This is a genomic window from Pantoea sp. CS_6 (assembly GCF_041954745.1).
Taxonomy (GTDB): domain Bacteria; phylum Pseudomonadota; class Gammaproteobacteria; order Enterobacterales; family Enterobacteriaceae; genus Pantoea; species Pantoea stewartii.
In genome coordinates, this window is the sequence record NZ_JAVAYG010000002.1 from 271405 (window position 1) to 295181 (window position 23777).

24 protein-coding genes are annotated in these 23777 nt (G+C 55.3%); 10 read left to right on the forward strand and 14 right to left on the reverse strand.

All coding sequences use genetic code 11. The features are described 5' to 3' along the window. Positions 1-140: 140 nt before the first annotated feature. Together RAC90_RS04280 and RAC90_RS04285 are read right to left on the reverse strand one after the other, a co-directional pair. Entirely contained in the window at positions 141-368 is a 228-nt protein-coding gene (locus RAC90_RS04280) for a YgdI/YgdR family lipoprotein (RefSeq protein ID WP_033741210.1), read from the reverse strand. Positions 369-399: 31 nt separating this feature from the next. Next, positions 400-633, reverse strand: coding sequence for a YgdI/YgdR family lipoprotein (locus tag RAC90_RS04285; protein ID WP_033741212.1), 234 nt, complete (start codon positions 631-633; stop codon positions 400-402). A 219-nt stretch (positions 634-852) separates the two neighbouring features. Here RAC90_RS04285 and uraH point away from each other — a divergent pair, with 219 nt between their 5' ends. The 5 genes from uraH (at position 853) to pdxY (ending at position 4867) form a co-directional block, all read left to right on the forward strand. Then, a complete protein-coding gene (uraH, locus tag RAC90_RS04290; RefSeq protein ID WP_006119009.1) occupies positions 853-1269 on the forward strand; it encodes a hydroxyisourate hydrolase in 417 nt (138 codons plus the stop codon). Between the two features lie 275 nt (positions 1270-1544). Then, positions 1545-1859, forward strand: a complete 315-nt coding sequence (locus tag RAC90_RS04295) for an MliC family protein (RefSeq protein WP_006119010.1) — start codon at positions 1545-1547, stop codon at positions 1857-1859. Between the two features lie 23 nt (positions 1860-1882). Further along, positions 1883-2539: a pyridoxamine 5'-phosphate oxidase gene (gene pdxH, locus RAC90_RS04300; protein WP_033741468.1), complete on the forward strand. Its 657-nt coding sequence runs from the start codon at positions 1883-1885 to the stop codon at positions 2537-2539. A gap of 136 nt (positions 2540-2675) precedes the next feature. After that, on the forward strand, positions 2676-3950 hold the full coding sequence (gene tyrS, locus RAC90_RS04305) for a tyrosine--tRNA ligase (RefSeq protein ID WP_367143081.1): 1275 nt from the start codon (positions 2676-2678) through the stop codon (positions 3948-3950). Positions 3951-4006: 56 nt separating this feature from the next. Beyond that, complete coding sequence (pdxY, locus tag RAC90_RS04310) at positions 4007-4867, forward strand: pyridoxal kinase PdxY (RefSeq protein ID WP_006119013.1); 861 nt, start codon at positions 4007-4009, stop codon at positions 4865-4867. A gap of 29 nt (positions 4868-4896) precedes the next feature. Here the strand turns inward: pdxY and gstA are convergent, their stop codons facing one another. Together gstA and dtpA are read right to left on the reverse strand one after the other, a co-directional pair. Next, positions 4897-5502: a glutathione transferase GstA gene (gene gstA, locus RAC90_RS04315; RefSeq protein WP_174250611.1), complete on the reverse strand. Its 606-nt coding sequence runs from the start codon at positions 5500-5502 to the stop codon at positions 4897-4899. A 153-nt stretch (positions 5503-5655) separates the two neighbouring features. Next, positions 5656-7140, reverse strand: coding sequence for a dipeptide/tripeptide permease DtpA (gene dtpA, locus RAC90_RS04320; RefSeq protein ID WP_033741223.1), 1485 nt, complete (start codon positions 7138-7140; stop codon positions 5656-5658). Positions 7141-7737: 597 nt separating this feature from the next. Here dtpA and RAC90_RS04325 point away from each other — a divergent pair. Next, positions 7738-8442 (forward strand): CTP synthase, encoded by a 705-nt coding sequence (locus RAC90_RS04325; RefSeq protein WP_006119016.1) that lies wholly within the window; start codon positions 7738-7740, stop codon positions 8440-8442. A gap of 43 nt (positions 8443-8485) precedes the next feature. Here the strand turns inward: RAC90_RS04325 and nth are convergent, their stop codons facing one another. The 9 genes from nth to ydgT all read right to left on the reverse strand — a co-directional run bounded on the left by nth (position 8486) and on the right by ydgT (position 16263). Next, positions 8486-9118, reverse strand: coding sequence for an endonuclease III (nth, locus tag RAC90_RS04330; RefSeq protein ID WP_283786873.1), 633 nt, complete (start codon positions 9116-9118; stop codon positions 8486-8488). After that, positions 9115-9819, reverse strand: a complete 705-nt coding sequence (locus tag RAC90_RS04335; protein ID WP_054633871.1) for an electron transport complex subunit E — start codon at positions 9817-9819, stop codon at positions 9115-9117. Before RAC90_RS04335 ends, nth begins: the two co-directional genes overlap by 4 nt. Beyond that, positions 9812-10444 carry an electron transport complex subunit RsxG gene (rsxG, locus tag RAC90_RS04340; protein WP_283788898.1) on the reverse strand — a complete coding sequence of 211 codons (633 nt, stop codon included), beginning with the start codon at positions 10442-10444 and terminating at the stop codon, positions 9812-9814. Before rsxG ends, RAC90_RS04335 begins: the two co-directional genes overlap by 8 nt. 3 nt (positions 10445-10447) lie before the next feature. After that, positions 10448-11506 carry an electron transport complex subunit RsxD gene (gene rsxD / locus RAC90_RS04345; protein ID WP_006119020.1) on the reverse strand — a complete coding sequence of 353 codons (1059 nt, stop codon included), beginning with the start codon at positions 11504-11506 and terminating at the stop codon, positions 10448-10450. Beyond that, positions 11507-14221, reverse strand: a complete 2715-nt coding sequence (gene rsxC, locus RAC90_RS04350; RefSeq protein ID WP_375124001.1) for an electron transport complex subunit RsxC — start codon at positions 14219-14221, stop codon at positions 11507-11509. Continuing rightward, positions 14214-14792, reverse strand: a complete 579-nt coding sequence (gene rsxB, locus RAC90_RS04355) for an electron transport complex subunit RsxB (protein ID WP_033741239.1) — start codon at positions 14790-14792, stop codon at positions 14214-14216. Before rsxB ends, rsxC begins: the two co-directional genes overlap by 8 nt. Beyond that, positions 14792-15373 carry an electron transport complex subunit RsxA gene (rsxA, locus tag RAC90_RS04360; protein WP_013025663.1) on the reverse strand — a complete coding sequence of 194 codons (582 nt, stop codon included), beginning with the start codon at positions 15371-15373 and terminating at the stop codon, positions 14792-14794. Before rsxA ends, rsxB begins: the two co-directional genes overlap by 1 nt. A gap of 123 nt (positions 15374-15496) precedes the next feature. Further along, positions 15497-15940: a DUF2569 domain-containing protein gene (locus RAC90_RS04365; RefSeq protein ID WP_172912430.1), complete on the reverse strand. Its 444-nt coding sequence runs from the start codon at positions 15938-15940 to the stop codon at positions 15497-15499. 107 nt (positions 15941-16047) lie between these two features. Then, complete coding sequence (ydgT, locus tag RAC90_RS04370; RefSeq protein ID WP_058701988.1) at positions 16048-16263, reverse strand: transcription modulator YdgT; 216 nt, start codon at positions 16261-16263, stop codon at positions 16048-16050. 665 nt (positions 16264-16928) lie between these two features. Here ydgT and ytfQ point away from each other — a divergent pair. The 4 genes from ytfQ to yjfF are packed head-to-tail and all read left to right on the forward strand — an operon-like array spanning position 16929 to position 21449. Further along, the gene (gene ytfQ, locus RAC90_RS04375) at positions 16929-17885 is read left to right on the forward strand and encodes a galactofuranose ABC transporter, galactofuranose-binding protein YtfQ (RefSeq protein ID WP_033741249.1); all 957 of its coding nucleotides are present in this window, start codon (positions 16929-16931) and stop codon (positions 17883-17885) included. A gap of 54 nt (positions 17886-17939) precedes the next feature. Then, positions 17940-19460, forward strand: coding sequence for a sugar ABC transporter ATP-binding protein (locus RAC90_RS04380; protein ID WP_367143079.1), 1521 nt, complete (start codon positions 17940-17942; stop codon positions 19458-19460). Next, positions 19453-20469 (forward strand): galactofuranose ABC transporter, ATP-binding protein YtfT, encoded by a 1017-nt coding sequence (gene ytfT / locus RAC90_RS04385; RefSeq protein ID WP_033741250.1) that lies wholly within the window; start codon positions 19453-19455, stop codon positions 20467-20469. Before RAC90_RS04380 ends, ytfT begins: the two co-directional genes overlap by 8 nt. Then, a complete protein-coding gene (gene yjfF, locus RAC90_RS04390; RefSeq protein ID WP_058709196.1) occupies positions 20466-21449 on the forward strand; it encodes a galactofuranose ABC transporter, permease protein YjfF in 984 nt (327 codons plus the stop codon). Before ytfT ends, yjfF begins: the two co-directional genes overlap by 4 nt. Before the next feature lie 211 nt (positions 21450-21660). Here yjfF and RAC90_RS04395 read toward each other — a convergent pair whose 3' ends face one another. After that, positions 21661-23313, reverse strand: coding sequence for a methyl-accepting chemotaxis protein (locus RAC90_RS04395; protein WP_375124002.1), 1653 nt, complete (start codon positions 23311-23313; stop codon positions 21661-21663). Between the last annotated feature and the right edge of the window lie 464 nt (positions 23314-23777).

Sequence of the window (23777 nt, forward strand, 5' to 3'; positions counted from 1 at the left end):
TGAGCCATGATCATGCCGTGTAAATCGTTATTACACTGTTTACGACGATCGTTATTTCCGGATAAAAAGATATTGAGAGGGTGAAGCAATGAAGAGGCGGCAGGAAATAAAAAAGCCGCCCTGATCAGGCGGCAACGCTGTTATTTTGGCACTTCGGAAACGGCTTTAACGTCCGCTTTATTGATCTGCTGTTTCACACCATTGGCATCGGTATAACCCAGTAAACCGGCATCAGATTCAGACGGCTTACCGTCGCTGATAATAGTGCGGCCATCGTTGGTATGAATAGCGTAGCTTGTGCGGGTACAGCCTGTTAATGCGGTCATGCCGATCAAAACTGCCAGCGGTAAAATCAGAGTCTTCTTCATATTATCCACCTTATTTCTGTGATTGAGTCCGTTAGTTATCAAGTTCACTCATATTGCTGATCTGATCGCGATTAATTTGTTCGGTTTTGCCTGTCTGGGCGTCACGATAGGACACCAGCCCCGTATCGCTGTCAATTTGAGGCTTACCATCGGTCACTATTGTACGGCCGTCTGACGTTTTAATGGACTGGTTGGAAGAACAACCGGCTAACGTTGCCAGAGAGAGGGCAAGCAAAACGGCAGCTGACAGGGATTTAGTATGCATTTCATCTCCTTGAAGTGGACCTTGAATTAAACAGCATAGTCGCTTTTGAGAATTTTGCAGGGCGGTGAGCGAAACAATAAACGCACTTGCGCAGAAAAAGCGCGAATAGCTAAAGCGTATTTATGCCTCTCAGAAATTTCACATTTAGCGCCTGCGGTTTGGTATTTAGTCTGCGGCCCTTTACGCTCGTTGACAGGTTAACGAAAAAAGGAATCGAGAATGAAATGGCAAATGGGTGCAGTTGCAGCGTTATTAATGGGTTCCGTTGCTTGTGCGGCAGAAACAACCGCGATGAAGAATCCGCTGAGTGTACACGTATTAAATCTGGAGACCGGCACGCCGACTCCCGGTATTTCTGTTGACCTCGAACATAAAGAACAGGGCAAGTGGGTTAAGCTTTCCTCAGGGGTAACCGATAAAAACGGCAGAATTAGTGCACTATTCCCGACAGATAAACAATATGAAACGGGCGATTATAAAGTTGTATTTAAAACGGGAGATTATTATCAGAAGGTTCAGCACGCGTCCTTTTTCCCGGAAATTCCGGTGATATTTCACATGGACAAAAGTGAATCGCATTACCATATTCCATTGCTGCTGAGCCCGTACGGCTATTCTACCTATCGCGGTAATTAATCCTCACCGGCAACGCCTGAATACCCGGGTGTTGCCGGTCTCTTTCGCCCCCTCCGCCCTGGTCATCGCCGCGCGATGTCGCGTTTTCCCGACCAAACCCTGGCTTTGCAGTCTTCACCTTGCCACGTCCGGACAAAAAAACTTTTGCTGCTACGGGTGCGATCATCGGTTAAATTGCCCCTCTGTGCCGGAACGGTTAACCTGCCGGTGCCGGAACCTTCATACCGAACAAAGCAGGGCGCGCTGTGCCTGCTTTACGTACAGGAGAATCGCTGATGCGAAAAGGATTAACTGTGGTTGCCATGGTCATGCTGTCAGGCTGCAGCCTGATGCACAAATCGTCGCCCGCGCCAGAAACGTTACACTATCGCTGTGGCACCTTGCCGCTCACCGTCACCCTGGATAACGCTAAAGATCAGGTCAGCTTTATCATGGATGGCAAACCGCTGACGCTGACGCAAACCGTTTCTGCCTCGGGGGCCCGCTACAGCGACGGACAGTATGTTTTCTGGTCTAAAGGAAACGGTGCTTTTATTGAGCGCAACGATAAAATCGTCGTGAATGACTGCGAGCTGCAACCGGCTGGTTAACGTTATCTGAGTGAGTGTGCATGATGAGTGACAATGAAATGCTGCAAAACATTGCCCACCTGCGTCGTGAATACACGCGCGGTGGTCTGCGTCGTAACGATTTGCCGGATAATCCGCTGGCGCTGTTCGAAAGCTGGTTAAAGCAGGCCTGCGAGGCACAATTGCCCGATCCTACAGCCATGACGGTAGCCACGGTCGATGAGCAAGGCCAGCCTTATCAGCGTATCGTGCTGTTGAAGCATTATGATGAACAGGGCATGGTGTTCTATACCAACCTCGGCAGCCGTAAAGCACAACATCTGGCCAACAATCCGCGTATTTCGCTGCATTTCCCGTGGCATTTTCTGGAGCGCCAGGTCATGGTGCTGGGCGAAGTCGAAAAACTGTCGCCGCTGGACGTCCTGAAATATTTCAGCAGCCGCCCGCGTGACAGCCAGATCGGTGCCTGGGTTTCGCGTCAGTCCAGCCGGATTTCTGCCCGCGGTGTGCTGGAAGCGAAGTTTCTGGAACTGAAGCAGAAATTCCAGCAGGGCGACGTGCCGCTGCCCAGTTTTTGGGGCGGCTATCGGGTAAAATTTAACACCATGGAGTTCTGGCAAGGGGGCGAACATCGCCTTCACGATCGTTTCCTCTACCAACGGGATAACGACGGCTGGAAAATTGACCGACTCGCCCCGTAAAACTGCGCTTTCCCCTTATCAGCGCTGGCACAGAAGCCGTCAGCGCTTTATGCTATAGCCCTCATTTTTTTCTTCCGCAACTCAGCGGAAAGCTGTGTACCAGCCTAGGTGCAGTCTGATCAATTTGGAGTCAGTGATGACCAGCAGTAACCTGATACAACAATTGCAAGAACGGGGCCTGATCGCCCAGGTGACGGATGAAGACGCGTTAGTCGAGAAACTGGCGCAAGGGCCAATTTCGCTCTATTGCGGCTTTGACCCCACTGCTGACAGCTTGCACTTGGGCCATCTGGTACCGCTGCTCTGCCTGAAACGTTTTCAGGACGCCGGACACAAGCCGGTGGCGCTGGTGGGCGGCGCAACCGGTCTGATTGGCGATCCCAGTTTTAAAGCGGCAGAGCGTAAGCTCAACACCAGCGAAACCGTCGGTGAATGGGTCGAAAAAATCCGTAAACAGGTTGCGCCATTCCTGGATTTTGACTGTGGTGCGAACAGTGCGATTGCGGCCAACAACTATGACTGGTTTGGCAATATGAACGTGCTGACCTTCCTGCGTGACATTGGTAAACACTTCTCGGTTAACCAGATGATCAACAAGGAAGCGGTCAAACAGCGTCTGAACCGTGACGACCAGGGGATCTCGTTTACCGAATTCTCCTACAACCTGTTGCAGGGCTATGATTTTGCCTGCCTGAACGAACTGCACGGCGTAACGCTGCAGATCGGCGGCTCGGACCAGTGGGGCAACATCACTTCCGGTATCGATCTGACACGTCGTCTGCATCAGAACCAGGTGTTTGGTCTGACGGTTCCTCTGATCACCAAATCGGACGGCACCAAGTTCGGTAAGACCGAAGGCGGCGCGGTCTGGCTGGATGCTAAGAAAACCAGCCCGTACAAGTTCTACCAGTTCTGGATCAACACCTCCGATGCGGATGTTTACCGTTTCCTTAAATTCTTCACGTTCCTGAGCATTGAAGAGATTACTGCCCTGGAAGAAGAAGATAAAAACAGCGGAACCGCGCCGCGTGCACAGTATGTCCTGGCCGAGCAGGTTACGCGCCTGGTTCATGGCGAAGAGGGTCTGGCAGCCGCGAAACGCATCACGGAAAGTCTGTTCTCCGGTGCGCTCAGTGACATGACCGAGGCCGATTTCGAACAGCTGGCGCAGGACGGCATGCCCACCATTACGCTGTCTGCTGAGGACGATCTGCAGCAGGCACTGGTTAAAGCGGAGCTGGTACCGTCACGCGGCCAGGCGCGCACCATGATTGGCTCAAATGCCGTATCGCTGAACGGTGAGAAGCAGTCGGATGCGGAATACCGCTTCCGCGACAGCGACAAGCTGTTTAACCGCTTCACGTTATTACGCCGCGGTAAAAAACATTACTGCCTGATCAACTGGCAGTAGCTTTTCAGGGCCGGTTTCCGGCCCTTTTTTATGGCAAGGCACGACAGGGTAAAAAAGTGAAAAACGTTTTAGCAATTCAGTCGCACGTGGTGTTTGGTCATGCAGGCAATGCGGCGGCAGAGTTCCCGATGCGCCGTATGGGCGTGAACGTCTGGCCGCTGAATACCGTGCAGTTTTCCAATCATACGCAGTACGGGCACTGGACCGGCACCGTCATGCCGGCGTCGCATCTCACCGACATTGTCAAAGGCATCGCCGATATCGACCGCCTGAAAACCTGTGATGCGGTGTTAAGCGGCTATCTGGGATCGGCCGAACAGGGCGAAAAGATTCTGGACATCGTGCATCAGGTAAAAGCCGCCAACCCTGAGGCCTGGTATTTTTGCGATCCGGTCATGGGGCATCCGGAAAAGGGCTGCATTGTGGCACCGGGCGTGGCGGAGTTTCACTGCAAAATGGCGCTACCGGCCAGCGATATCATCGCGCCAAACCTGCTGGAGCTGGAAATGCTCAGCGAACGCACGGTAACCAGTGTCGAATCCGCCGTTGAGGCTGCCCGCCTGCTGATCACGCAGGGGCCAAAAGTGGTGCTGATTAAGCATCTGGCACGGGCAGGACGCCGCAGCGATCGCTTTGAAATGCTGCTGGTCACCGCCGACGAAGCCTGGCACATCAGCCGTCCGCTGGTGGACTTTGGAGTTCGCCAGCCTGTAGGCGTGGGCGATTTAACCAGCGGCTTATTGCTGGTCGATCTGCTGCACGGACAGTCGCTGCAGGCGGCGCTGGAGCACGTCACGGCCGCCGTCTATGAAGTGATGCTGAAAACGCATGAGATGGGGGAATATGAGCTGCAGTTGGTTGCCGCGCAGGACGCTATTGCCCGGCCAACGCACTATTTTCCGGCAGAGAAGCTGTAAAAAAAGGGCCGGTAACGGCCCTGATCGTGTCAGATAAGGCCTTCCGCTTTTAGCGCGGCCTGAACCGATGGCCGTTCTTCAACGCGCGCAAACCACTGTTGCAGGTGGTTCAACGCGCTGACATCCAGGTTCAGCGCTTTCGCCCAGCGCGTCACCACATACAGATAAGCATCCGCGACGCTGAAATGCACGCCCATCAGCCAGGGCTTGTCCTGCAGTTCACCGTTTACCCAGGCAAATTTTGCCTCCAACTGACGGCGCACCAGCGCTTTGTACTCGTCGGGCGCATCGTTGCGGAACAGCGGTGAAAAACTCTTATGTAACTCACTGCTGATGTAGCCGAGCCACTCAATAGTGTGATAACGCGTCAGGCTGCCGACGGGGGCCAGAAGATGACGATCGGGCTTGAGATCGGCCAGGTACTGCACAATCGCCGCGCCTTCAGTCAGGACATTACCCTCACTCAATTGCAGCGCCGGTACCTGACCCTTGGGGTTGATTTGACGAAAATCATCCCCGCGCTCGGTGAGCTTGGTTTGCAGGTCGACATTGACCTGAGTGAAATCCAGACCACATTCACGCAGAACAATATGGGGTGAAAGAGAACAGGCACCAGCTTTACAAAACAGTTTCATCATGAAGCCACCATGTTGCGAGTCGTGTTTGCATAGTAATCCCCTGTGGCAGAATTACCAGTTATTAGCATGAGTAATCTACCAGGAACCGATCGGCGACAAAAACAAAAAAACCGGGCAAGGCCCGGTTTTTGCTGCGTGTCAAAATCGCACTCAGGCTTTTTCCGCTTCCGTCGTCTGCGTCATACGGTTCAGCAGCGGGGCCGTCACCAGCATCAGCACAGCGATGACGGCGGTGGCAATCCCGATCTGCTGGAACACTTTGCCGTACGTGACCAGCGAAATCAGCGGATCGGTAACGTTTTCAGGCACCGCCATCAGGTTTGCCACTTTACCGGCAATGACGGCAGCACCCGCGGTGGTCAGGAACCATGAGCCCATGATAAAGCCCATCAGGCGCTGTGGAACCAGCTGTGCCACCATCGCCAGGCCCAGTCCCGAAATCATCAGTTCGCCGATACTTTGCAGGCCATAGCTGAGAATGAGCCAGTTCAGGGACACGATACCGGCATCGCTGGCAAATTTCGCGCCGACAGGCAATACCAGGAACGCGGCAGAACACAGCACCATGCCGATAGCGAACTTGTGCGGCATCGGCAGCTTGTCGCCCAGCTTGTTATACACGGCTGCCAGAATGGGGCTGGCCAGCATAATCCAGAACGGGTTCAGCGCCTGGAACTGCTCTGGCGCAAAGGTAATGCCAAAAAGGGTGTGCTCAACGTTACGAATCGCAAAGAAGTTCAGCGACGTAGGCATCTGCATGTAAAGCACGAAGAAGACGATGGCTTCGACCATCAGCAGGAAAGCGACAATCATACGGCGACGTGCCGCGCCCTTCAGTGCGAAGGCTTCTTTGGCAAAGATCACCATAATGCCCAGCGCAATCAGGCCCAGCAGAATACGGGCAATGGCCTGATGGTGCAGCATCCAGTTAGCCAGGGCGATCAACACCACAATACCTGCCAGCGTCATCAGCAGTTTGCCGAACTGGAGTGGGGCAAAGTCCGGTTTGGAACCAAAGTCTTTCACCAGGCGCTTACAGAACAGGAAGTTAAGCAGCGTGATGACCAGGCCGATCACCGACAGCGAAAACGCCACGTTATAGCCATATTTTTCGGCTAACCACGGCGTCAGCATCATTGAAAACAGTGAGCCGATGTTGATGGACATGTAGAACATGGTAAAGGCGCCATCAATGCGCGGATCGTCTTTCTCGTAGCAGGTGGAAAGCAGGGAAGAGGGGTTCGCTTTAAACAAGCCGCTGCCCACCGCAATAGTCGCCATACCGATATAGACGACGCTGACGTTATGACCGGAGAAGGCGACAAGCGCGTAGCCGATGGCCAGCACCAGTACACCCAGCACGATAACGCGTTTGGTGCCCAACACTTTATCGCCCAGCCAGCCGCCGATAGCGACCAGACCATAAACCAGTGCGCTAAAGGACGAGAACAGGGTAATGGAGTCGGACTCCGACATGCCGAGCTGTCGAACCAGATAAACGGCCATAATGGCCTGCAGGCCGTAGTAGCCAAAACGTTCCCATAATTCGATTGAAAAGATCAGGTAAAACGCTTTGGGCTGTTTAAAAGCATTAAGGCTGACGGCCTCGTCGGTGTGTTTGTTTGCAGTTGACACTTGTACCTCTGTTATTTCATATCCTGCGTCGTGACAGGCATTCCGTCCGCGCCATGTGATCACACCATGGGCCAGATTTTTATTAGATGGGAAAAACGGCGACTAATTTGGCTGAATAAAGGCGGCAGGGCAAGCGTTTTCTACCTTCTGCCAGACAGGGGCAATATGGTGTTAAAACCTAAATAAATATTACTGATTGAAATTTTGTCATGTTTTCAGGTTTTTTATTGGTTCAAAATACCTGCGTGGGGCTTTTCAGATCGTCAATAATGACATTAACCACTAAACGGTGGTTGCGTAGAGCTTTGCTTTGGAAAGTGATCTTTCATCAGAATAAAGCGCCGGAAATGCGGCTTTTGACGTCGTTTCGCTGAAATAATCTGCATACTATGGTGCAAAACGACGCCGGGTGCGCAATAAAGTTGATTAAACTCACATTATTCGCCGTTATTTCAGCAGAAGAAAAATGGTTTCATCAGGAAATAATGCGTCCGGCCCTTAATTAACAGGCGTAAAAAACCAGCAAAAATGCGCTCACCTGCTCGACAGCGCACGCGCACTCACGTAGCCTCTTTATTTCCCAAAAAGGATGTTGCTATGTCGTTATCTTTACGTCTCGCCTTAGTGGGTGACTACCGCCCGGACGCTGTTTCGCATCAATCCATTCCCCTGGCGCTGGCGCGCGCCGCGGCGCACCTTGCCATCCCGATTGAGCCTGACTGGATTCCCACCCCGGATTTAGATGATCTGTCCGCCGTTACGCAGCATGATGCCGTCTGGCTGGTGCCCGGCAGCCCCTATAAAAACGATGACGGCGTGTTTAGCATGCTGCGTTGGGTACGGGAAAACGGTAAGCCCTTTCTCGGCTCCTGTGGCGGGTTTCAGTATGCGGTTATCGACTATGCCCGCCACGTATTGGGCTGGGAAGATGCCAGTCATGCCGAAACCAGCGAGACCGGTCGGATGGTGATTGCGCCGCTAAGCTGCTCACTGGTCGAACAGCGAGGGGAGGTCACGTTTGCACCCGGCTCGCGTATGGCCAGCGCCTACGGTGCGCTGACCAGCGATGAAGGTTATCATTGCAATTTTGGCGTGAACCCGGCTTTCAGTGCGGCGCTGCAGGGTAAAAACATGCGGATCACGTCCTGGGATCTGAACGGCGATGTGCGCGGCATTGAACTGACCGATCATCCTTTCTATGTCGCCACCTTATTCCAGTCCGAACGGGCGGCATTACAGGATAAGGATTCGCCGCTGGTGATGGCCTGGATGCGGGCGGCGCTGGCGCAGCGTCAGCGCTGAACAGTAAAACAGCCTGTGACCAGTCACAGGCTGTTATCCGGGCTTATTCGACCTTATCGGGATATTCACACAGATCTTCAATCAGGCAGGACCCGCAACGCGGTTTGCGCGCCACGCAGGTGTAACGACCGTGCAGAATCAGCCAGTGATGGCAGTCGACTTTAAACGCCTTCGGCACGACTTTTAACAGTTTCTCTTCGACCTGCTCGACGTTCTTACCCGGCGCAAAATTCGTCCGGTTGCAGACGCGGAAAATGTGCGTATCCACCGCAATCGTCGGCCAGCCAAAAGCCGTATTCAGTACCACGTTAGCCGTTTTACGACCGACGCCAGGTAAGGCTTCGAGCGCGGCGCGATCTTCAGGCACCTGACCGCCGTGCTGGTCCAGTAAAATACGGCAGGTCTTAATCACGTTCTCGGCTTTACTGTTGAACAGGCCGATCGTTTTGATGTACTCCTTCACGCCGTCCACGCCCAGCGCCAGCATCGCAGCAGGTGTATTCGCCACCGGGTACAGCCTTGCAGTAGCCTTGTTAACGCTCACGTCCGTCGCCTGAGCCGACAGCAGAACCGCAATCAGCAGTTCAAACGGCGAGGTGAACTGCAGCTCGGTCGTAGGGTGAGGGTTGGCCTGCTGCAGACGACTGAGAATTTCAATGCGTTTCGTCTGGTTCACACGGCTTTTCCCGTGTTGCCCTGCGGCGCATCAAGCGCCGCGTCTTCTGCGCGACGCGCTGCGCGCTGCTTCATTTTCTGATCGATCACATATTTCCCCGCCAGCATCATGCCCAGACCGATAAAGGCACCCGGCGGGAGCATTGCCAGCAGCATTGGCGAGTTAAAATGAATCACGTCAATACGCAACACTTTAGCCCAGGGACCCAGTAACTGATCCGCACCGTTAAACAATGTGCCGCTGCCGATGATTTCACGGATCGATCCCAGTACCACCATTGCACAGGTGGCGCCCATACCGATAGCAAAGCCATCCAGTGCGGCAAGGGGAATACTGCTTTTCGAGGCCACGGCTTCAGCCCGACCCACTACGATGCAGTTGGTCACGATCAGCGGAATAAAAATACCGAGTGACTGATACAGACCGTAGGCGTAAGCGTTAATCAGCATCTGCACGCAGCTTACGACAGAGGCGATGATCATCACGTAGATAGGAATACGGATCTCAGAAGGCACCCAACGACGTGAGGCCGAAATAAAACTGTTTGTCAGGGTCAGCACCAGCGTCGTGGCAAGCCCCAGCCCCAGAGCATTGGTGGCCGTGGCGGTCACCGCCAGCAAAGGGCACAGGCCCAGCAGCTGCACCAGCGCCGAGTTATTTTTCCACAGCCCGCCGACCAGCAGGTTTTTCGCTTCACTCATTGGCGTCTCCACATTCGGGTAACGAAGAGAGTTTCCCTTTCAGGGATTCAATTAACAATGCCGTACGTTTGGTGGCATTCACGACGGCGCGCGGGGTAATGGTGGCACCGGTAAACTGGTCGAATTCGCCGCCATCTTTTTTGACGGCAAACGCTTTGTCATCTGGCCCGGTTACCACTTTGCCATTAAAACTGTTTATCCAGTCAGAAATCCGTAACTCGATTTTGTCCCCCAGGCCCGGCGTTTCATGGTGCTCAATCACCCGCACGCCGAGTACCTTACCGTGAAAATCCGCGCCGACCAGCATCTGAATCGCGCCAGAATAGCCATCCGGTGCGGTGGTTTCCAGGGCGGCGGCCACAGGTTCGTTGCCTTTTCGCGCCAGATAAAGATGATGAGGGCTGGCATTACCCAGTGCCGCATCAGTGACAACGTAACATTCCTGCTGAATGTGGTTATCGTACATATCGGTCGGCACCACCTGATCCAGCAGATTTTTTTGCTGTAACTGCGTCTGGTGCTCGACGGTGGGTTTGGTCACGGTATTTACAACAGCAGTGACGCCGGTGGTGATCGCGGCAAAGAGAGCCAGGGTCACGCCATTCTTGCGTATGGTGTCCAGCATCATTTAATCCTTTTGATGACCGTAAACGCGCGGCTGCGTGTAATAGTCAATCAGCGGTACGCATATATTAGCCAGCAGAACGGCGAAAGCAACGCCGTCCGGATAACCGCCAAAACTCCGAATGAGCCATACCAGCAGACCAATCAGGGCACCATAAATCAGACGGCCACGGTCAGTGGTGGAGGCGGTAACCGGATCGGTGGCGATAAAAAATGCGCCCAGCATCGTCGCCCCGGAAAACAGATGAATCAGCGGACTGTTCAGCGAGGCGGGAGCCAGTAACCAACCAAGCGTGGCGCAGACGGTCAGCGACAGCAACATCGCGGCCGGAATATGCCAGCGAATGGTGTTTTTCCACAGCAGGAATACCCCGCCAAGCAGGTAACCCACGTTGACCCATTGCCAGCCCAGACCGGCCAGAACGCCGCTGTAAATGGGCTGGGCTAACAGTTGCTCTGCACTGTGGCCTGCGCGCAAGCCGGTTTTAAAGGTATCCAGCGGTGTGGCCTGGCTGACACCGTCTACGCCCAACTGCAGTTGCTGTAACGTATCGCCCGCCAGGGTATGACCCGTAAAGATCATGCTCAGCGAGTCCAGCACGCCGGGTTTAATCACCTGTAAGGCTTCTGGCGGCATCCAGCTGGTCATCTGAACCGGAAATGAGATCAGAAGAACGACATAGCCGACCATGGCCGGGTTGAAGGGGTTTTGTCCCAGGCCACCGTACAACTGTTTGGCAATAACAATCGCAAATACCGTACCGACCACCACTAACCACCAGGGGGCCAGAGACGGGATGCTGATCCCCAGCAGAATTGCCGTCAGCAGGGCGGAGTTGTCGGCCAGCTGAGGGGCGACCGGTGTGTTACGCAGGCGCAGGATAGCCGCTTCTGTCAGCAACGCTGTCAGCGAGGCCAACACAACCTGCAATAAGGTTCCCACGCCAAAAAAGTAGCACTGCGCGGCAAAACCAGGCAGCGCCGCCAGGATAACCAGCATCATGATGTTGCCGGTACTGCGGCGGTTATGAGTATAAGGTGAACTTGCGATACGGAACGCCATTTAATCCTCAGGTGTCAATGTCGATTGCGCTTTACGCGCTTTGGCACGGGCGACAGCCGCCGCAATCGCGGCTTTACGCGCATCGGCGGGGTGATCGAGTTCAGGTGCCTCTTCGGCTTCGGCATTGGCATGATTAGCCTGCTCCTGCGCCCTCTCTGCCTGCTCAACGTCCCTGTGCGCTTCGGCCGCCGCGACAGCCGCCTCACGGGACGCGTCTTCTGCCTGCGCCTGCGCGGCAGCGCGCTTTTTCGCTTTGGCACGTTCAATGGCGGCGGCTACCGCAGCTTTACGTGGATCTTCAGATGCGGTGTCGGCAGCCTCAGCGTCAGCCGCCGCCTGGGCGGCTTTCTCCGCTTTGGCACGTTCAATGGCGGCGGCTACCGCAGCTTTACGTGGATCTTCAGATGCGGTGTCGGCAGCCTCAGCGTCAGCCGCCGCCTGAGCGGCTTTCTTCGCTTTGGCACGTTCGACGGCAGCGGCCACCGCGGCTTTACGCGGATCGTCGGATGCGGTGTCGGCAGCCTCAGCGTCAGCCACCGCCTGGGCGGCTTTCTTCGCTTTGGCACGTTCGACGGCAGCGGCCACCGCGGCTTTACGCGGATCGTCGGATGCGGTGTCGGCAGCGTCAGCGTCAGCCACCGCCTGGGCGGCTTTCTTCGCTTTGGCACGTTCGACGGCAGCGGCCACCGCGGCTTTGCGCGGATCTTCAGATGCGGTGTCGGCAGTCTCAGCGTCAGCCGCCTGGGCGGCTTTCTTCGCTTTGGCACGTTCGACGGCAGCGGCTACCGCGGCTTTGCGCGGATCGTCGGATGCGGTGTCGGCAGCCTCAGCCGCCGCCTGGGCGGCTTTCTTCGCTTTGGCACGTTCGACGGCGGCGGTCACCGCGGCTTTACGCGGATCTTCGGATGCGGTGTCGGCCGTCTCAGCGTCAGCCGCCTGGGCGGCTTTCTTCGCTTTGGCACGTTCGATGGCGGCGGTCACCGCGGCTTTGCGTGGATCCGCCACCGCCGTTTCAGTCGTGTCCGCACTGTCAGGCGTCACCGGTTTCTTCGCTCTGGCACGCGCAATCGCCGCTTCAACCGCAGCCTTGCGTGGATCGGTCGTCTGACGACTCAGCGCCTGGGTTTCCGCCTGTACCTCAGCCTGTCGTAACCGGGCCTGCGCATGACGTGCTTCGGCAGCGGCATCTTCATTCTCAGCAGATTGTTTCGCTCTGGCGCGGGCTTTTGCCGCAGCCAGTTCTCCGCTTTCGCTGCGGGCTACGCGCTGTTTGGCTTCAGCATGACGTGCTTCACGCGCCTGCTTTTCCCGCTCCAGTCGTGCCTGGCGTGCCTCAAAACGCGCTTTCGCTTCCAGCGTGCGTTTGGCTTCCAGGTCGATGGCGCGCAGCTCAGCTTTTTCCTGGCGATAGTACTGCACCAGCGGAATGTGACTCGGGCAGACGTAGGCGCACGCACCACATTCAATGCAGTCATCAATGTGATGGGCACGGGCTTTATCGTGATCGCCCCCCTGGCTATACCAGTACAGCTGCTGTGGCAGCAGATTGGCCGGACAGGCGTCAGCACAGGCAGAGCAACGAATGCAGGACTGTTCCTGTTGCGTGTTGCCCATCTCAGTGCCGGACGGGGCCAGAATACAGTTGGTGATCTTCACGACCGGCACATCCAGCGACGGCAGGGTAAAGCCCATCAGCGGGCCGCCCATAATGACCATTTGTCCTGGTGAAGGGTGAAAACCGACCTGGTGCAACAGGTGGCTGATTGGCGTCCCTAAGCGGCTCCACACGTTCCGGGGTTGCGCGATGGCTTCACCGGTGAGTGTCACCACGCGCTCGGTGATCGGTTCGCCATTGATAATGGCGCGCTTCACGGCCCATGCCGTACCGACGTTTTGCATCAGCACGCCAATATCCGTAGAACGACCACCATGCGGCACTTCCATGCCGGTGAGTATTTTGGTCAGCTGCTTAGCGCCGCCGGACGGATATTTCGTCGGGATAACGCGGATCTGTAAATCCCGCTCACCACCCAATGCCTGCTTCAGGGCGGCGATAGCCTCGGGTTTGTTATCTTCGATACCAATCAGCACGCGCTCCGCCTGAAGCACCCAGGCAAGAATGCGGCATCCTTCCAGCACCTCGGCGGCGCAGTCCTGCATCAGACGATCGTCAGCGGTGATGTAAGGTTCGCACTCAGCCGCGTTAATGATCAGCGTGTTGACGCCCTGCAGGCCGCCTTTCAGTTTGGTGGCCGTCGGGAAGCCCGCGCCGCCCAGACCGGCGATGCCGGCATCATGTATGCGTTTAAGAATGGCGCTGCGTTCATGCTGACGGTAGTCCGGAAGCGGGGAGAGCGGCATCCAGCGATCGTCACCGTCAGGCGTCAGAAAAATACACAGCTCTGACAGGCCAGACGGGTGCGCTGTCATGTGCTGAGCGATAGCGTCAATGACGCCCGAGGTGGGCGCATGTACAGGCAGCATTCTGCCCTGTCCAAACGTAAGCGGCTGGCCGCGCAGCACCTTATCGCCAGGGGAAACGCAAATTTCGCCTTCGTGGCCAATATGTTGCTTCAGGGGAATGATAAACCGGTGCGGCAGCGGCAATTCAGCGAGCGGCGTGCCGTTGGACTGGGTTTTCATTTCAGGCGGATGAATCCCGCCCTGAAAATCCCAGATCTTCTCTTTTTTAAAGAAATTAAGCAGATTAAGCATGACTCTCTACCGGGATCACCCGAACAGGAATGGTATTCAGATCCCACTTCCAGTTGGCCGTGGTGGTGGCAACCGGACGCATTTCAATGCAGTCGGTAGGACAGGGGGCAACACACAGATCGCAGCCGGTGCAGACATCGCTCAGCACGGTATGCATGGCGCGCGTGGCACCGACGATGGCATCAACCGGGCAGGCCTGAATGCACTTTGTGCAGCCAATACAGTTTTCTTCGTCAATCCACGCGACGGTACGCACGGGCGCTTTGGCCTCGTCATCGCCATCGATCGGTTGTGGCTCAACATTGAGCAGGGCGGCCAGTTTAAGCATGGTCTGCTCACCACCGGGCGCGCATTTGTTAATGGCTTCGCCATTGTTGCCCACGGCGTCAGCATAGGGGCGACAGCCGGGGTAACCACACTGACCGCACTGGCTCTGCGGCAGCACGGCGTCAATCTGCTCAACAATGGGATCTTCTTCGACTTCAAAGCGGCGTGACGCGTAACCCAGCAGGGCACCAAAGACCAGGCTCAGGGCGCTCAGTACCGCCACCGCTATCCAAATTGCACTCATCAGAATTTCACCAGACCTGTAAAGCCCATAAAGGCCAGTGCCATCAGCCCCGCGGTGATCAACGCAATAGAATTCCCTTTGAAGGGGGCCGGGACATTCGCCAGAACCAGACGCTCACGCATCCCGGCAAATAACACCATCACCAGCGAGAAGCCCAGCGAGGCGCTGAATCCATACAGCGCCGCCTGAAGAAAGGTGTGATTGAGGTTAACGCTCAACAGGGGGACGCCCAGTACCGCACAGTTTGTCGTGATCAACGGCAGGAAAATACCCAGCAGGCGATACAGCGATGGGCTGGTTTTGCGCACCACCATTTCGGTGAACTGAACGACAACCGCGATCACCAGGATATAAGCCATGGTCCGCAGATACACTAAGTCCAGCGGAACCAGAATGAGGTGATTCACCAGCCACGCGCAAATGGAGGCCAGCGTAATCACAAACGTGGTGGCGAGGCCCATGCCAATGGCCGTTTCCAGCTTTTTGGAAACGCCCATAAACGGGCAAAGGCCGAGAAACTTCACCAACACGAAGTTGTTCACCAGCACTGTGCCAACAAAAAGGAGAAGATAATCGGTCATTTTTTCGCCTGAATACCAGAAAGCGGCTTATTATCATTGATAAAGCGCTGCATCACAACTCCATCGCATTATTGTCAGCCGCCAACCGCACTCAGAATTAAACTCTTGACGAAAACAGCAGCGTTATCGCTGAGTAAATGTCGCTTTTACCCGCGCGGAACGTTTGAAATAGGGAACAAAAACGGCGGCGGCGGCCAGTGAGAGTAGCAAAGTCTGCAACGCGCGTGCATCAGACACCGGCGTAAAGGCAAAGGTTTTCAGCGCCAGCAAAACGGTGATCAGCAACCACACGATATAGTGACGCGGCAGACGGTGCGAACGTTTAACGAACATCCACACAACCCACATGCTGTAAGCCCACAATGCGGTGGCGGTCAATAATGAAATGGCCCAATAGCCCGTCACCAGCGAACGGTGGTTAAACAAGGTTTCGCGCCATTGCGCATCAAACAGTGGCGTCAGATACATGGCCATCACCAGCGCGGTGGTCAGCAGCGTCATCAGCAACCATGCCAGTGGCAGTAAAAGCCAGCCGCCAATACGTGGGGCTGTCATCGGGGTCGTCATTGCGGTTCATCCTGTTTCAACGTCGTCAGCGGGTCAGAATAGCATGTTAAGACAGACGCAAACCAACAGTGAAAACAGGAGGGCGGGAACAGGGGAGATGCGCGGGATTACACCACGTAGCGCCAGACTGACTTTGGTATGCAGCCCAGGTCGAACAAGCGGCCACCCGATGCGAGTTCAGCACGACGATGGTCGGCTGCCCGGTACATATTGATAATGTCTTTGTCGTCCGACAGCGAATAATTCAGATGGTCATACAGTTTTTCAAGACTTTCAAGGTTATTCACTTTGCGAAATTTTAACAGGTAATCGTGCGCAGTCATTTTTGTCATAACGAATCAATAAGAAAGAAGGCCAAGTATAGGGAGCCGCTTAACGCTGTCCAGTTCCGCGGATGAAAAAAAGCAAAAATCAGACAAACGTGGGGCATAGCTCGCTAAAGGTGAATTTTATCAGGTTTTGGATCGTCGCCATAATCCTGTTGCTGTAAAGCGGTGCATCCAGTTCCAACCTAAAAGAATCATTTCTCAGTCACAAGTCACTTTTTATCTGCTTTTATGTACGAATCGATTGTGTATAACTGCGATTCAGGGCCGGATAACAAAATAACCAGGATAAACCTCAGGCCAGTGCGGTCAGCGGAATCGTTTCATGCCGGAGACAGGGGATTTCTGTGTGTGCTGGAAATCACAAAACAGACTTTTCCCGGGGCTGAAAACGGGATGGCTCATTCTGTACGCCTGGCTGTAATCGTTTTCAGCAGTGTCACACTTAAGCGATTCTGTTTATTACATTTATTTAACGTAAGTTGAAAAAAGACACAGGCGTTTTGTCCATAAGCCCGCGCTGAGAGTATTCCGTTAATCAACGTAACCCCTTTAAATCGCTCAGTTTTGTGAGGCGTGTCGCCCTAATCTGCCCTTTTTTACGTCAGGCTACACAGGCACTTTACCCTGTACAGCAAACGCCCTTCAGAGGAAGAAAAACTATGTGGAAACGTTTACTCCTGACGACAATGGTCAGCGCCGCATTAAGTGGCTCAGTGTTAGCGGCGGAAATGACAGTGGGATTCTCACAGGTAGGCTCAGAATCCGGCTGGCGTTCGGCTGAAACCAATGTCGCAAAAAGCGAAGCCAAAAAACGCGGCATTAATTTAAAGATCGCCGATGGTCAACAGAAACAAGAGAATCAGATTAAAGCCGTGCGCTCCTTTATCGCGCAGGGCGTGGACGCCATTTTTATTGCGCCTGTTGTGCAGACGGGCTGGGAGCCGGTATTAGAAGAAGCCAAGGATGCCAAAATCCCGGTATACCTGCTGGACCGCGCCATCGTCGTAAAAGATAACTCGCTGTATCAGGCCGTTGTCACCGCCGATAACGTTCTGGAAGGCAAGCTGATTGGTGACTGGCTGGTAAAAACCGTCGGCGATAAAAAATGTAATGTCGTAGAGCTGCAAGGCACGGTCGGCGCGAGCGTCGCCATCGATCGTAAAAAAGGCTTTGCTGAAGCGATCAGTGGTCACCCGAATATTAAAGTGATTCGCTCTCAGTCTGGCGACTTTACCCGCAGTAAAGGGAAAGAAGTCATGGAAAGTTTCATCAAGGCCGAGAACAACGGCAAAAATATCTGCATGGTTTATGCCCATAACGACGATATGGCCATCGGGGCCATTCAGGCGATCAAAGAAGCCGGTCTGAAACCGGGCAAAGATATTCTGACCGGATCGATCGATGGTGTGCCGGATATCTACAAAGCGATGCTGGCCGGGGAAGCCAACGCTAACGTCGAGCTGACGCCAGATATGGCCGGCCCGGCCTTTGACGCGCTGGAAAAATTCAAAAAAGACGGCACCCTGCCACCCAAAATTATCAGAACCGAATCAAAACTCTTTTTACCTGCTGACGCGCAGGCCGAGTTAGACAAGAAAAAGAACATGGGTTACTAAGCCGCAGGCCGCCCTTCGGGGCGGTCTTCTTTGATGTAGGGCGGAGTTGACAGCATGACGACACACAATGAATCACCTCTTTTAGCCATCAACGGCGTCAGTAAAGGTTTTCCCGGCGTGAAAGCGCTGGACGATGTCTCTTTCAGCCTGCGCAAAGGCGAAATCATGGCGCTGTTAGGTGAGAACGGCGCAGGCAAATCAACCCTGATCAAAGTGCTGACCGGCGTGTACACCCGCGACAGCGGCACGATTACGTTAAACGGTCAGGCCATTTCGCCGCGCAGTACTGCTGAAGCACAGAAAATCGGTATCGGCACGGTCTACCAGGAAGTGAATATGCTGCCGAATATGTCGGTGGCCGATAATCTGTACATTGGGCGCGAGCCGCGTCGGTTCGGCATGATTGATCGTAAGCGCATGGTGCGCGAGGCGGATGCCCTGATGCGCAAATACGGTTTTGCACTGGACGTCACGCGGCCGCTTGGTCATTACTCCGTCGCGATGCAGCAGATTATTTCGATCTGCCGGGCGGTGGATCTCTCCGCCCAGGTATTAATCCTCGATGAACCCACCGCCAGTCTGGATGCGAGCGAAGTGGAAATGCTGTTCACCCTGATGACAGAGTTAAAACATCGCGGGATGAGCCTGATCTTCGTCACCCATTTTCTGGACCAGGTTTACCGCATTACCGATCGCATTACCGTTCTGCGCAACGGCAAGTTTATTGCCACGCACGACACCGCTACGCTGCCGCAAATTGAGCTGGTCAAACTGATGATTGGCCGGGAACTGATGGCGACCGCGCTGCAGCGTCAGGGCAGTACGCTGAAGAGCAACCAGCCGGTCGTGTCATTCGAAGATTATGGTAAGAAGGGCACGATCGAACCCTTCACGCTTCAGGTCCGGCCCGGTGAAGTGGTCGGGCTGGCAGGCTTGCTGGGTTCGGGGCGGACCGAAACCGCAGAGGTGCTGTTTGGCATTCGCCGCGCCGATCGCGGCACGGCAAAAATCAAAGGCAGGGTTGAATCGATCCGAACGCCCGCGCAGGCTTCCCGTCTCGGGATGGGCTTTTGTCCGGAAGACCGAAAAACCGACGGAATTATCGGGGCGGCTTCTGTCCGCGAGAACATCATTCTGGCGTTACAGGCGCAGCGCGGCTGGCTGCGTCCGATCAAGAAACGCGAGCAGCAGGCGATTGCCGAGCGTTTTATCAAAAGCCTGGGCATTCGCACACCGCATGCGGAGCAGCCCGTCGAGCTGTTGTCGGGCGGAAACCAGCAAAAGGTGCTGTTGTCTCGCTGGCTGGTGACAAAACCGCAGTTCCTGATTCTGGATGAACCCACGCGCGGCATTGACGTGGGCGCACATGCCGAAATTATCCGCTTAATTGAATCGTTATGTGCCGATGGGCTGGCGCTACTGGTCATTTCCTCGGAGCTGGAAGAACTGGTGGGCTACGCCGATCGCGTCATCATTATGCGCGATCTGAAACAGGTAGCAGAAATCCCCCTCGAGGCACTTTCTGTGGCGGCAATCGTTAACGCCATTGCTGATGGAGGTACGCAGCATGCTTGAATCACCGGTTACCCCGACCCGGGCGACACGTCGCACGTTCAGGCTGCCGCCAGGCATGCCGCAACTTATCGCGCTGTTGCTGGTGCTGTTGGTCGACAGCCTGGTTGCAACGAATTTCTTCGCCATCCATTTACAGGATGGCCGGCTGTTTGGCAGCCCGATTGATATCCTCAACCGGGCTGCGCCGGTAGCCTTACTGGCCGTCGGCATGACCTTAGTGATTGCCACAGGTGGGATCGATTTATCGGTCGGTGCCGTTATGGCGATTGCCGGCGCGACGGCGGCCACGCTGACCGTGGCGGGCCACAGCGTGCCGTTTATTATTCTGGTCACGGTGGCCAGCGGGCTGGCCTGCGGGCTGTGGAACGGCATTCTGGTTGCGTTGTTACGCATACAGCCATTTGTGGCGACGCTGATTTTGATGGTGGCCGGGCGCGGCATCGCCCAGTTAATTACGCAGGGACAGATCGTGACGTTTAACAACGACAGCCTGGGCTGGTTCGGCAACGGCGCGCTCTGGCTGTTGCCGGTGCCGGTCTGGATCACGATTGCGGTCGCGCTGCTGGTCTGGCTGCTGGTGCGTAAAACGGCCCTTGGGTTGTTTATCGAAGCCGTCGGGATCAACCTGCGCGCTGCGCGTAATGCGGGCGTGAATGGCTGGCTGGTTGTGATGTCCACCTATGCCATCAGCGGAATCTGCGCAGCGGTGGCGGGGCTGATTGTGGCGGCCGATATTCGCGGGGCCGATGCGAACAACGCGGGGCTGTGGCTGGAGCTGGACGCCATTCTGGCTGTGGTGATTGGCGGTGCCTCGCTGATGGGCGGGCGATTTAACATTCTGCTGTCGCTGATAGGGGCACTGATTATTCAGGCGATGAATACCGGTATTTTACTGTCGGGCTTTCCGCCGGAACTTAATCAGGTGGTGAAGGCGGTGGTGGTGATGTGTGTACTGCTGCTGCAATCCCCGCGCTTTATTGCGATGTTTAAACGGAGACGTGCATCATGATTAAACGTCATCTGCCTTTAATGATTACGCTGCTGGTGTTTGTACTCGGCTATCTGTTTTGCCTGAGCCAGTTTCCCGGTTTTGCCTCGACGCGGGTCATCTGTAATATTCTGACGGATAACGCGTTTCTGGGCATTATCGCGGTGGGCATGACCTTTGTGATTCTGTCGGGCGGCATCGATCTGTCTGTGGGGGCCGTCATCGCGTTTTCTGGCGTCTTCCTGGCCAAAGTCATCGGCGATTATCACCTTAATCCGCTGGTGGCCTTTGCCCTGGTCCTCTGCATGGGGGCGCTGTTTGGTGCGATGATGGGCTGGCTAATCGACGCACTCAAAATCCCTGCGTTTATTATTACGTTGGCGGGCATGTTTTTCCTGCGTGGATGCAGCTATCTGGTCTCCGAAAACTCCATTCCGATTGATCATCCGCTGTACGCCACGCTTTCCGGCCTGGCCTGGAAAGTGCCGGGCGGCGGGCGGCTCAGTTTGCTGGCGCTGATCATGTTGCTGGTGGTTGTAGGCGGAATGATTCTGGCGCACCGCACCCGGTTTGGCAATCAGGTGTACGCCATCGGGGGCAATGTGACCTCGGCGCAGCTGATGGGCATTTCAACCCGCGCCACAACCGTCAAAATCTACATGTTGTCGACTACCTTAGCCACGCTGGCGGGTATTGTGTTTTCCATCTACACCTCTGCGGGTTATGCGCTGGCCGGGCTGGGCGTTGAGCTGGATGCCATCGCCTCTGTCGTCATCGGGGGAACCCTGCTGTCCGGTGGTGTAGGGACCCTTCTCGGCACGTTATTTGGCGTCCTGATTCAGGGGCTGATTCAGACCTGGATTAACTTCGACGGCACGCTCAGTTCCTGGTGGACCAAAATCGCCATTGGCATCCTGCTGTTTGCCTTTATCGCCCTGCAACGGTTACTCACCGTAATGTGGGACAGGCAGCAGAATGCACCGGTGAAGCGGCTGAGTTGACGTCAGGCAGGTGCATGAGAAAGCGGCGCTGCGGCGCCGCTTTTGTCGGTGTCGGGCAGGGAAGACGGACGCGACGAACCTGCGGCAACCTTACCGTCATCTCAGACGCGAGCATCAACGATGAGGGCTCGGGCACAGGGGGAATAAGCCCGCACGGCCGCCGGGCTCTGTCTTTGAAACCGCCGCGCCGGTACCCGACGCGGTAAGGTTATTAAAAGCTCGTCCAGCCGTCGTCGGCATTGTTCGCCTTCGTGGTAACCGCCTTCGTCTGGTGTGGAGACATGACCGTGGGCGCGACACCGGCCGTCGCCACCGTGGTCGCCGGAGAACCCAGGCTGAACACGGAAACGGCCTGTAACAGCATGTCGGCCTGTTCTTTCAGACTGGATGCGGCAGATGCGGATTCTTCCACCAGTGACGCATTCTGCTGTGTGGTGCTGTCCATTTCCGTCACGGCGGTGCCCACTTGCTCAATGCCACGCGCCTGTTCGGCACTGGCAGTGGTAATCTCTTCTACCGTATCTGTCAGTTTGCCCACAGCAGACAGAATGCCTGACATGGTTTCAGACGCGTGAACGACCAGTTCATTTCCCTGGCCTACGCTTTGGGCGTTTGCCGCGATCAGCTGGCGAATTTCACCGGCTGCGGTGGCGCTGCGCTGTGCCAGCGATCGCACTTCACTGGCGACGACCGCAAAGCCTTTGCCGTGCTCGCCTGCACGGGCGGCTTCCACCGCGGCATTAAGCGCAAGGATATTGGTCTGGAAAGCGATCCCGTCGATAACGGCGGTAATTTCAGCGATACGGCCGGAGCTGTCGCTGATGGATTTCATGGTGCCGGTGATCGCCTCTGTCGCGTCACTGCCTTTATTGGCCACTTCCCGCACACTGACCGCCAGTTGCCCCGCCTGACGGGCATTGTCGACGTTATTTTTGACCGTCATACCCAACTGCGTCATCGTTGCGGCGGTCTGTTCCAGCGAGCTGGCCTGTTCTTCGGTACGTTGTGAAAGCTCTGCATTACCCTGAGCAATCTGTGTGCTGGCCGAGGCAACACTCTCCGCGTTTTTCCTGACCAGGCTGACCGTATTGATTAGCGAATCCTGCATTTCGCGGATGGCGGACAACAGTTTGCCCGTTTCATCTTTACCCGTGGTTACGACGACACCACTCAGATCGCCGTGGGACACGCGATAGGCGGCCTCAACCGCTTCTTTCAGTGGACGTGTAATACTGCGGGTGATAATCGCGGCGGATATGGCGGCCAACAGCAGCGCAACAATCCCGGCAATAATGAGTATCATCAGCGCATCGGCGCGATCTTCCCCCGATTTGTCGGCCGCGTATTTCATGCGCGCTTCCTGAAACGTCTGCATCTCTTTCAGCGACGCCATGAAGTCACCCTGCGTCTGGTAACGGGGGCCAAAAAGCAGTTGCGTCGCCTCATCACTTTTTCCCTGCTGAGCCAGCGCGACAACCTCATCGATAAAAGGCAGGAACAGGGCTGAGCGGGCGTTCAGTTGGTCAAAAATCGCTTTGCCCTGAGACGTGCTGACCTGATTGCCCATCTGCGCGATCAGCGTATCCACTTCATGACGTTCCCCACGGTAATCACTTATGGCTTTCTCTCTTTTCGTCACGTCTTTAAGAAGAATGGCATTACGTGCCAGACGGCTCATATCAGAGGTGTAATAGCGCAACGCAGCAGACGAAGAGGATTTGCTGTAAAGCGCGCCCGAGATCTCATCATTGGCGTTGCCGAGTGAGTTAATTTTTATCACGCCGATCAGGACCATAAAAATAACCAGCAGCGCCATAAAGCCGAAGGCGGCCCCAAGCCGTATTCCAATTCTGATGTTGTTCATATGTATTCCATAGTGTCAGGCCCCGGCATGAACGAGCCCGATGGGCGAGCTGATGCGAAGATGTTTTACGTAAAAGTCGGAAGGTGATCGGTATAAAATTTTGTAAGGTTAACTATCGCCAGTCGTGGTATCGGCATTATGCGACAAAGGCTTTAGGTGAAATATTCACTTTGAGTAACATTTACTCAAGTAAATAATTTGTTAAATAAAGCACGGCTGAGTGGCGGTCTTATGGCCTCGTGCGGCGCATCGTCAGAACGAGACCGCTAAAAGCCGTGACAGGCGTAAACTGCCAGGTTCAGAAAGGGCGTAACCCGTCGGGTGAGGAAAAAACGTGTCTGTGTCGATATGGCCGCCAGACAGCAGCGGTAGGGGGCGCAAAGCGGCCGGACAGGGCGCGGACCCACACCGCAACGAAACAGACGGAAAGGCGGTTCAACGGTTGATGTCTCAGGTAACGCCCG

Coding starts and splice junctions, on each gene's coding strand:
- RAC90_RS04280 (WP_033741210.1), bottom strand. CDS start 368: ATGAAGAAGACTCTGATTTTACCGCTGGCAGTTTTGATCGGCATGACC.
- RAC90_RS04285 (WP_033741212.1), bottom strand. CDS start 633: ATGCATACTAAATCCCTGTCAGCTGCCGTTTTGCTTGCCCTCTCTCTG.
- uraH (WP_006119009.1), top strand. CDS start 853: ATGAAATGGCAAATGGGTGCAGTTGCAGCGTTATTAATGGGTTCCGTT.
- RAC90_RS04295 (WP_006119010.1), top strand. CDS start 1,545: ATGCGAAAAGGATTAACTGTGGTTGCCATGGTCATGCTGTCAGGCTGC.
- pdxH (WP_033741468.1), top strand. CDS start 1,883: ATGAGTGACAATGAAATGCTGCAAAACATTGCCCACCTGCGTCGTGAA.
- tyrS (WP_367143081.1), top strand. CDS start 2,676: ATGACCAGCAGTAACCTGATACAACAATTGCAAGAACGGGGCCTGATC.
- gstA (WP_174250611.1), bottom strand. CDS start 5,502: ATGAAACTGTTTTGTAAAGCTGGTGCCTGTTCTCTTTCACCCCATATT.
- RAC90_RS04325 (WP_006119016.1), top strand. CDS start 7,738: ATGTCGTTATCTTTACGTCTCGCCTTAGTGGGTGACTACCGCCCGGAC.
- RAC90_RS04335 (WP_054633871.1), bottom strand. CDS start 9,819: ATGAGTGAAGCGAAAAACCTGCTGGTCGGCGGGCTGTGGAAAAATAAC.
- rsxG (WP_283788898.1), bottom strand. CDS start 10,444: ATGCTGGACACCATACGCAAGAATGGCGTGACCCTGGCTCTCTTTGCC.
- rsxD (WP_006119020.1), bottom strand. CDS start 11,506: ATGGCGTTCCGTATCGCAAGTTCACCTTATACTCATAACCGCCGCAGT.
- rsxC (WP_375124001.1), bottom strand. CDS start 14,221: ATGCTTAATCTGCTTAATTTCTTTAAAAAAGAGAAGATCTGGGATTTT.
- rsxB (WP_033741239.1), bottom strand. CDS start 14,792: ATGAGTGCAATTTGGATAGCGGTGGCGGTACTGAGCGCCCTGAGCCTG.
- rsxA (WP_013025663.1), bottom strand. CDS start 15,373: ATGACCGATTATCTTCTCCTTTTTGTTGGCACAGTGCTGGTGAACAAC.
- RAC90_RS04365 (WP_172912430.1), bottom strand. CDS start 15,940: ATGACGACCCCGATGACAGCCCCACGTATTGGCGGCTGGCTTTTACTG.
- ydgT (WP_058701988.1), bottom strand. CDS start 16,263: ATGACTGCGCACGATTACCTGTTAAAATTTCGCAAAGTGAATAACCTT.
- ytfQ (WP_033741249.1), top strand. CDS start 16,929: ATGTGGAAACGTTTACTCCTGACGACAATGGTCAGCGCCGCATTAAGT.
- RAC90_RS04380 (WP_367143079.1), top strand. CDS start 17,940: ATGACGACACACAATGAATCACCTCTTTTAGCCATCAACGGCGTCAGT.
- ytfT (WP_033741250.1), top strand. CDS start 19,453: ATGCTTGAATCACCGGTTACCCCGACCCGGGCGACACGTCGCACGTTC.
- yjfF (WP_058709196.1), top strand. CDS start 20,466: ATGATTAAACGTCATCTGCCTTTAATGATTACGCTGCTGGTGTTTGTA.
- RAC90_RS04395 (WP_375124002.1), bottom strand. CDS start 23,313: ATGAACAACATCAGAATTGGAATACGGCTTGGGGCCGCCTTCGGCTTT.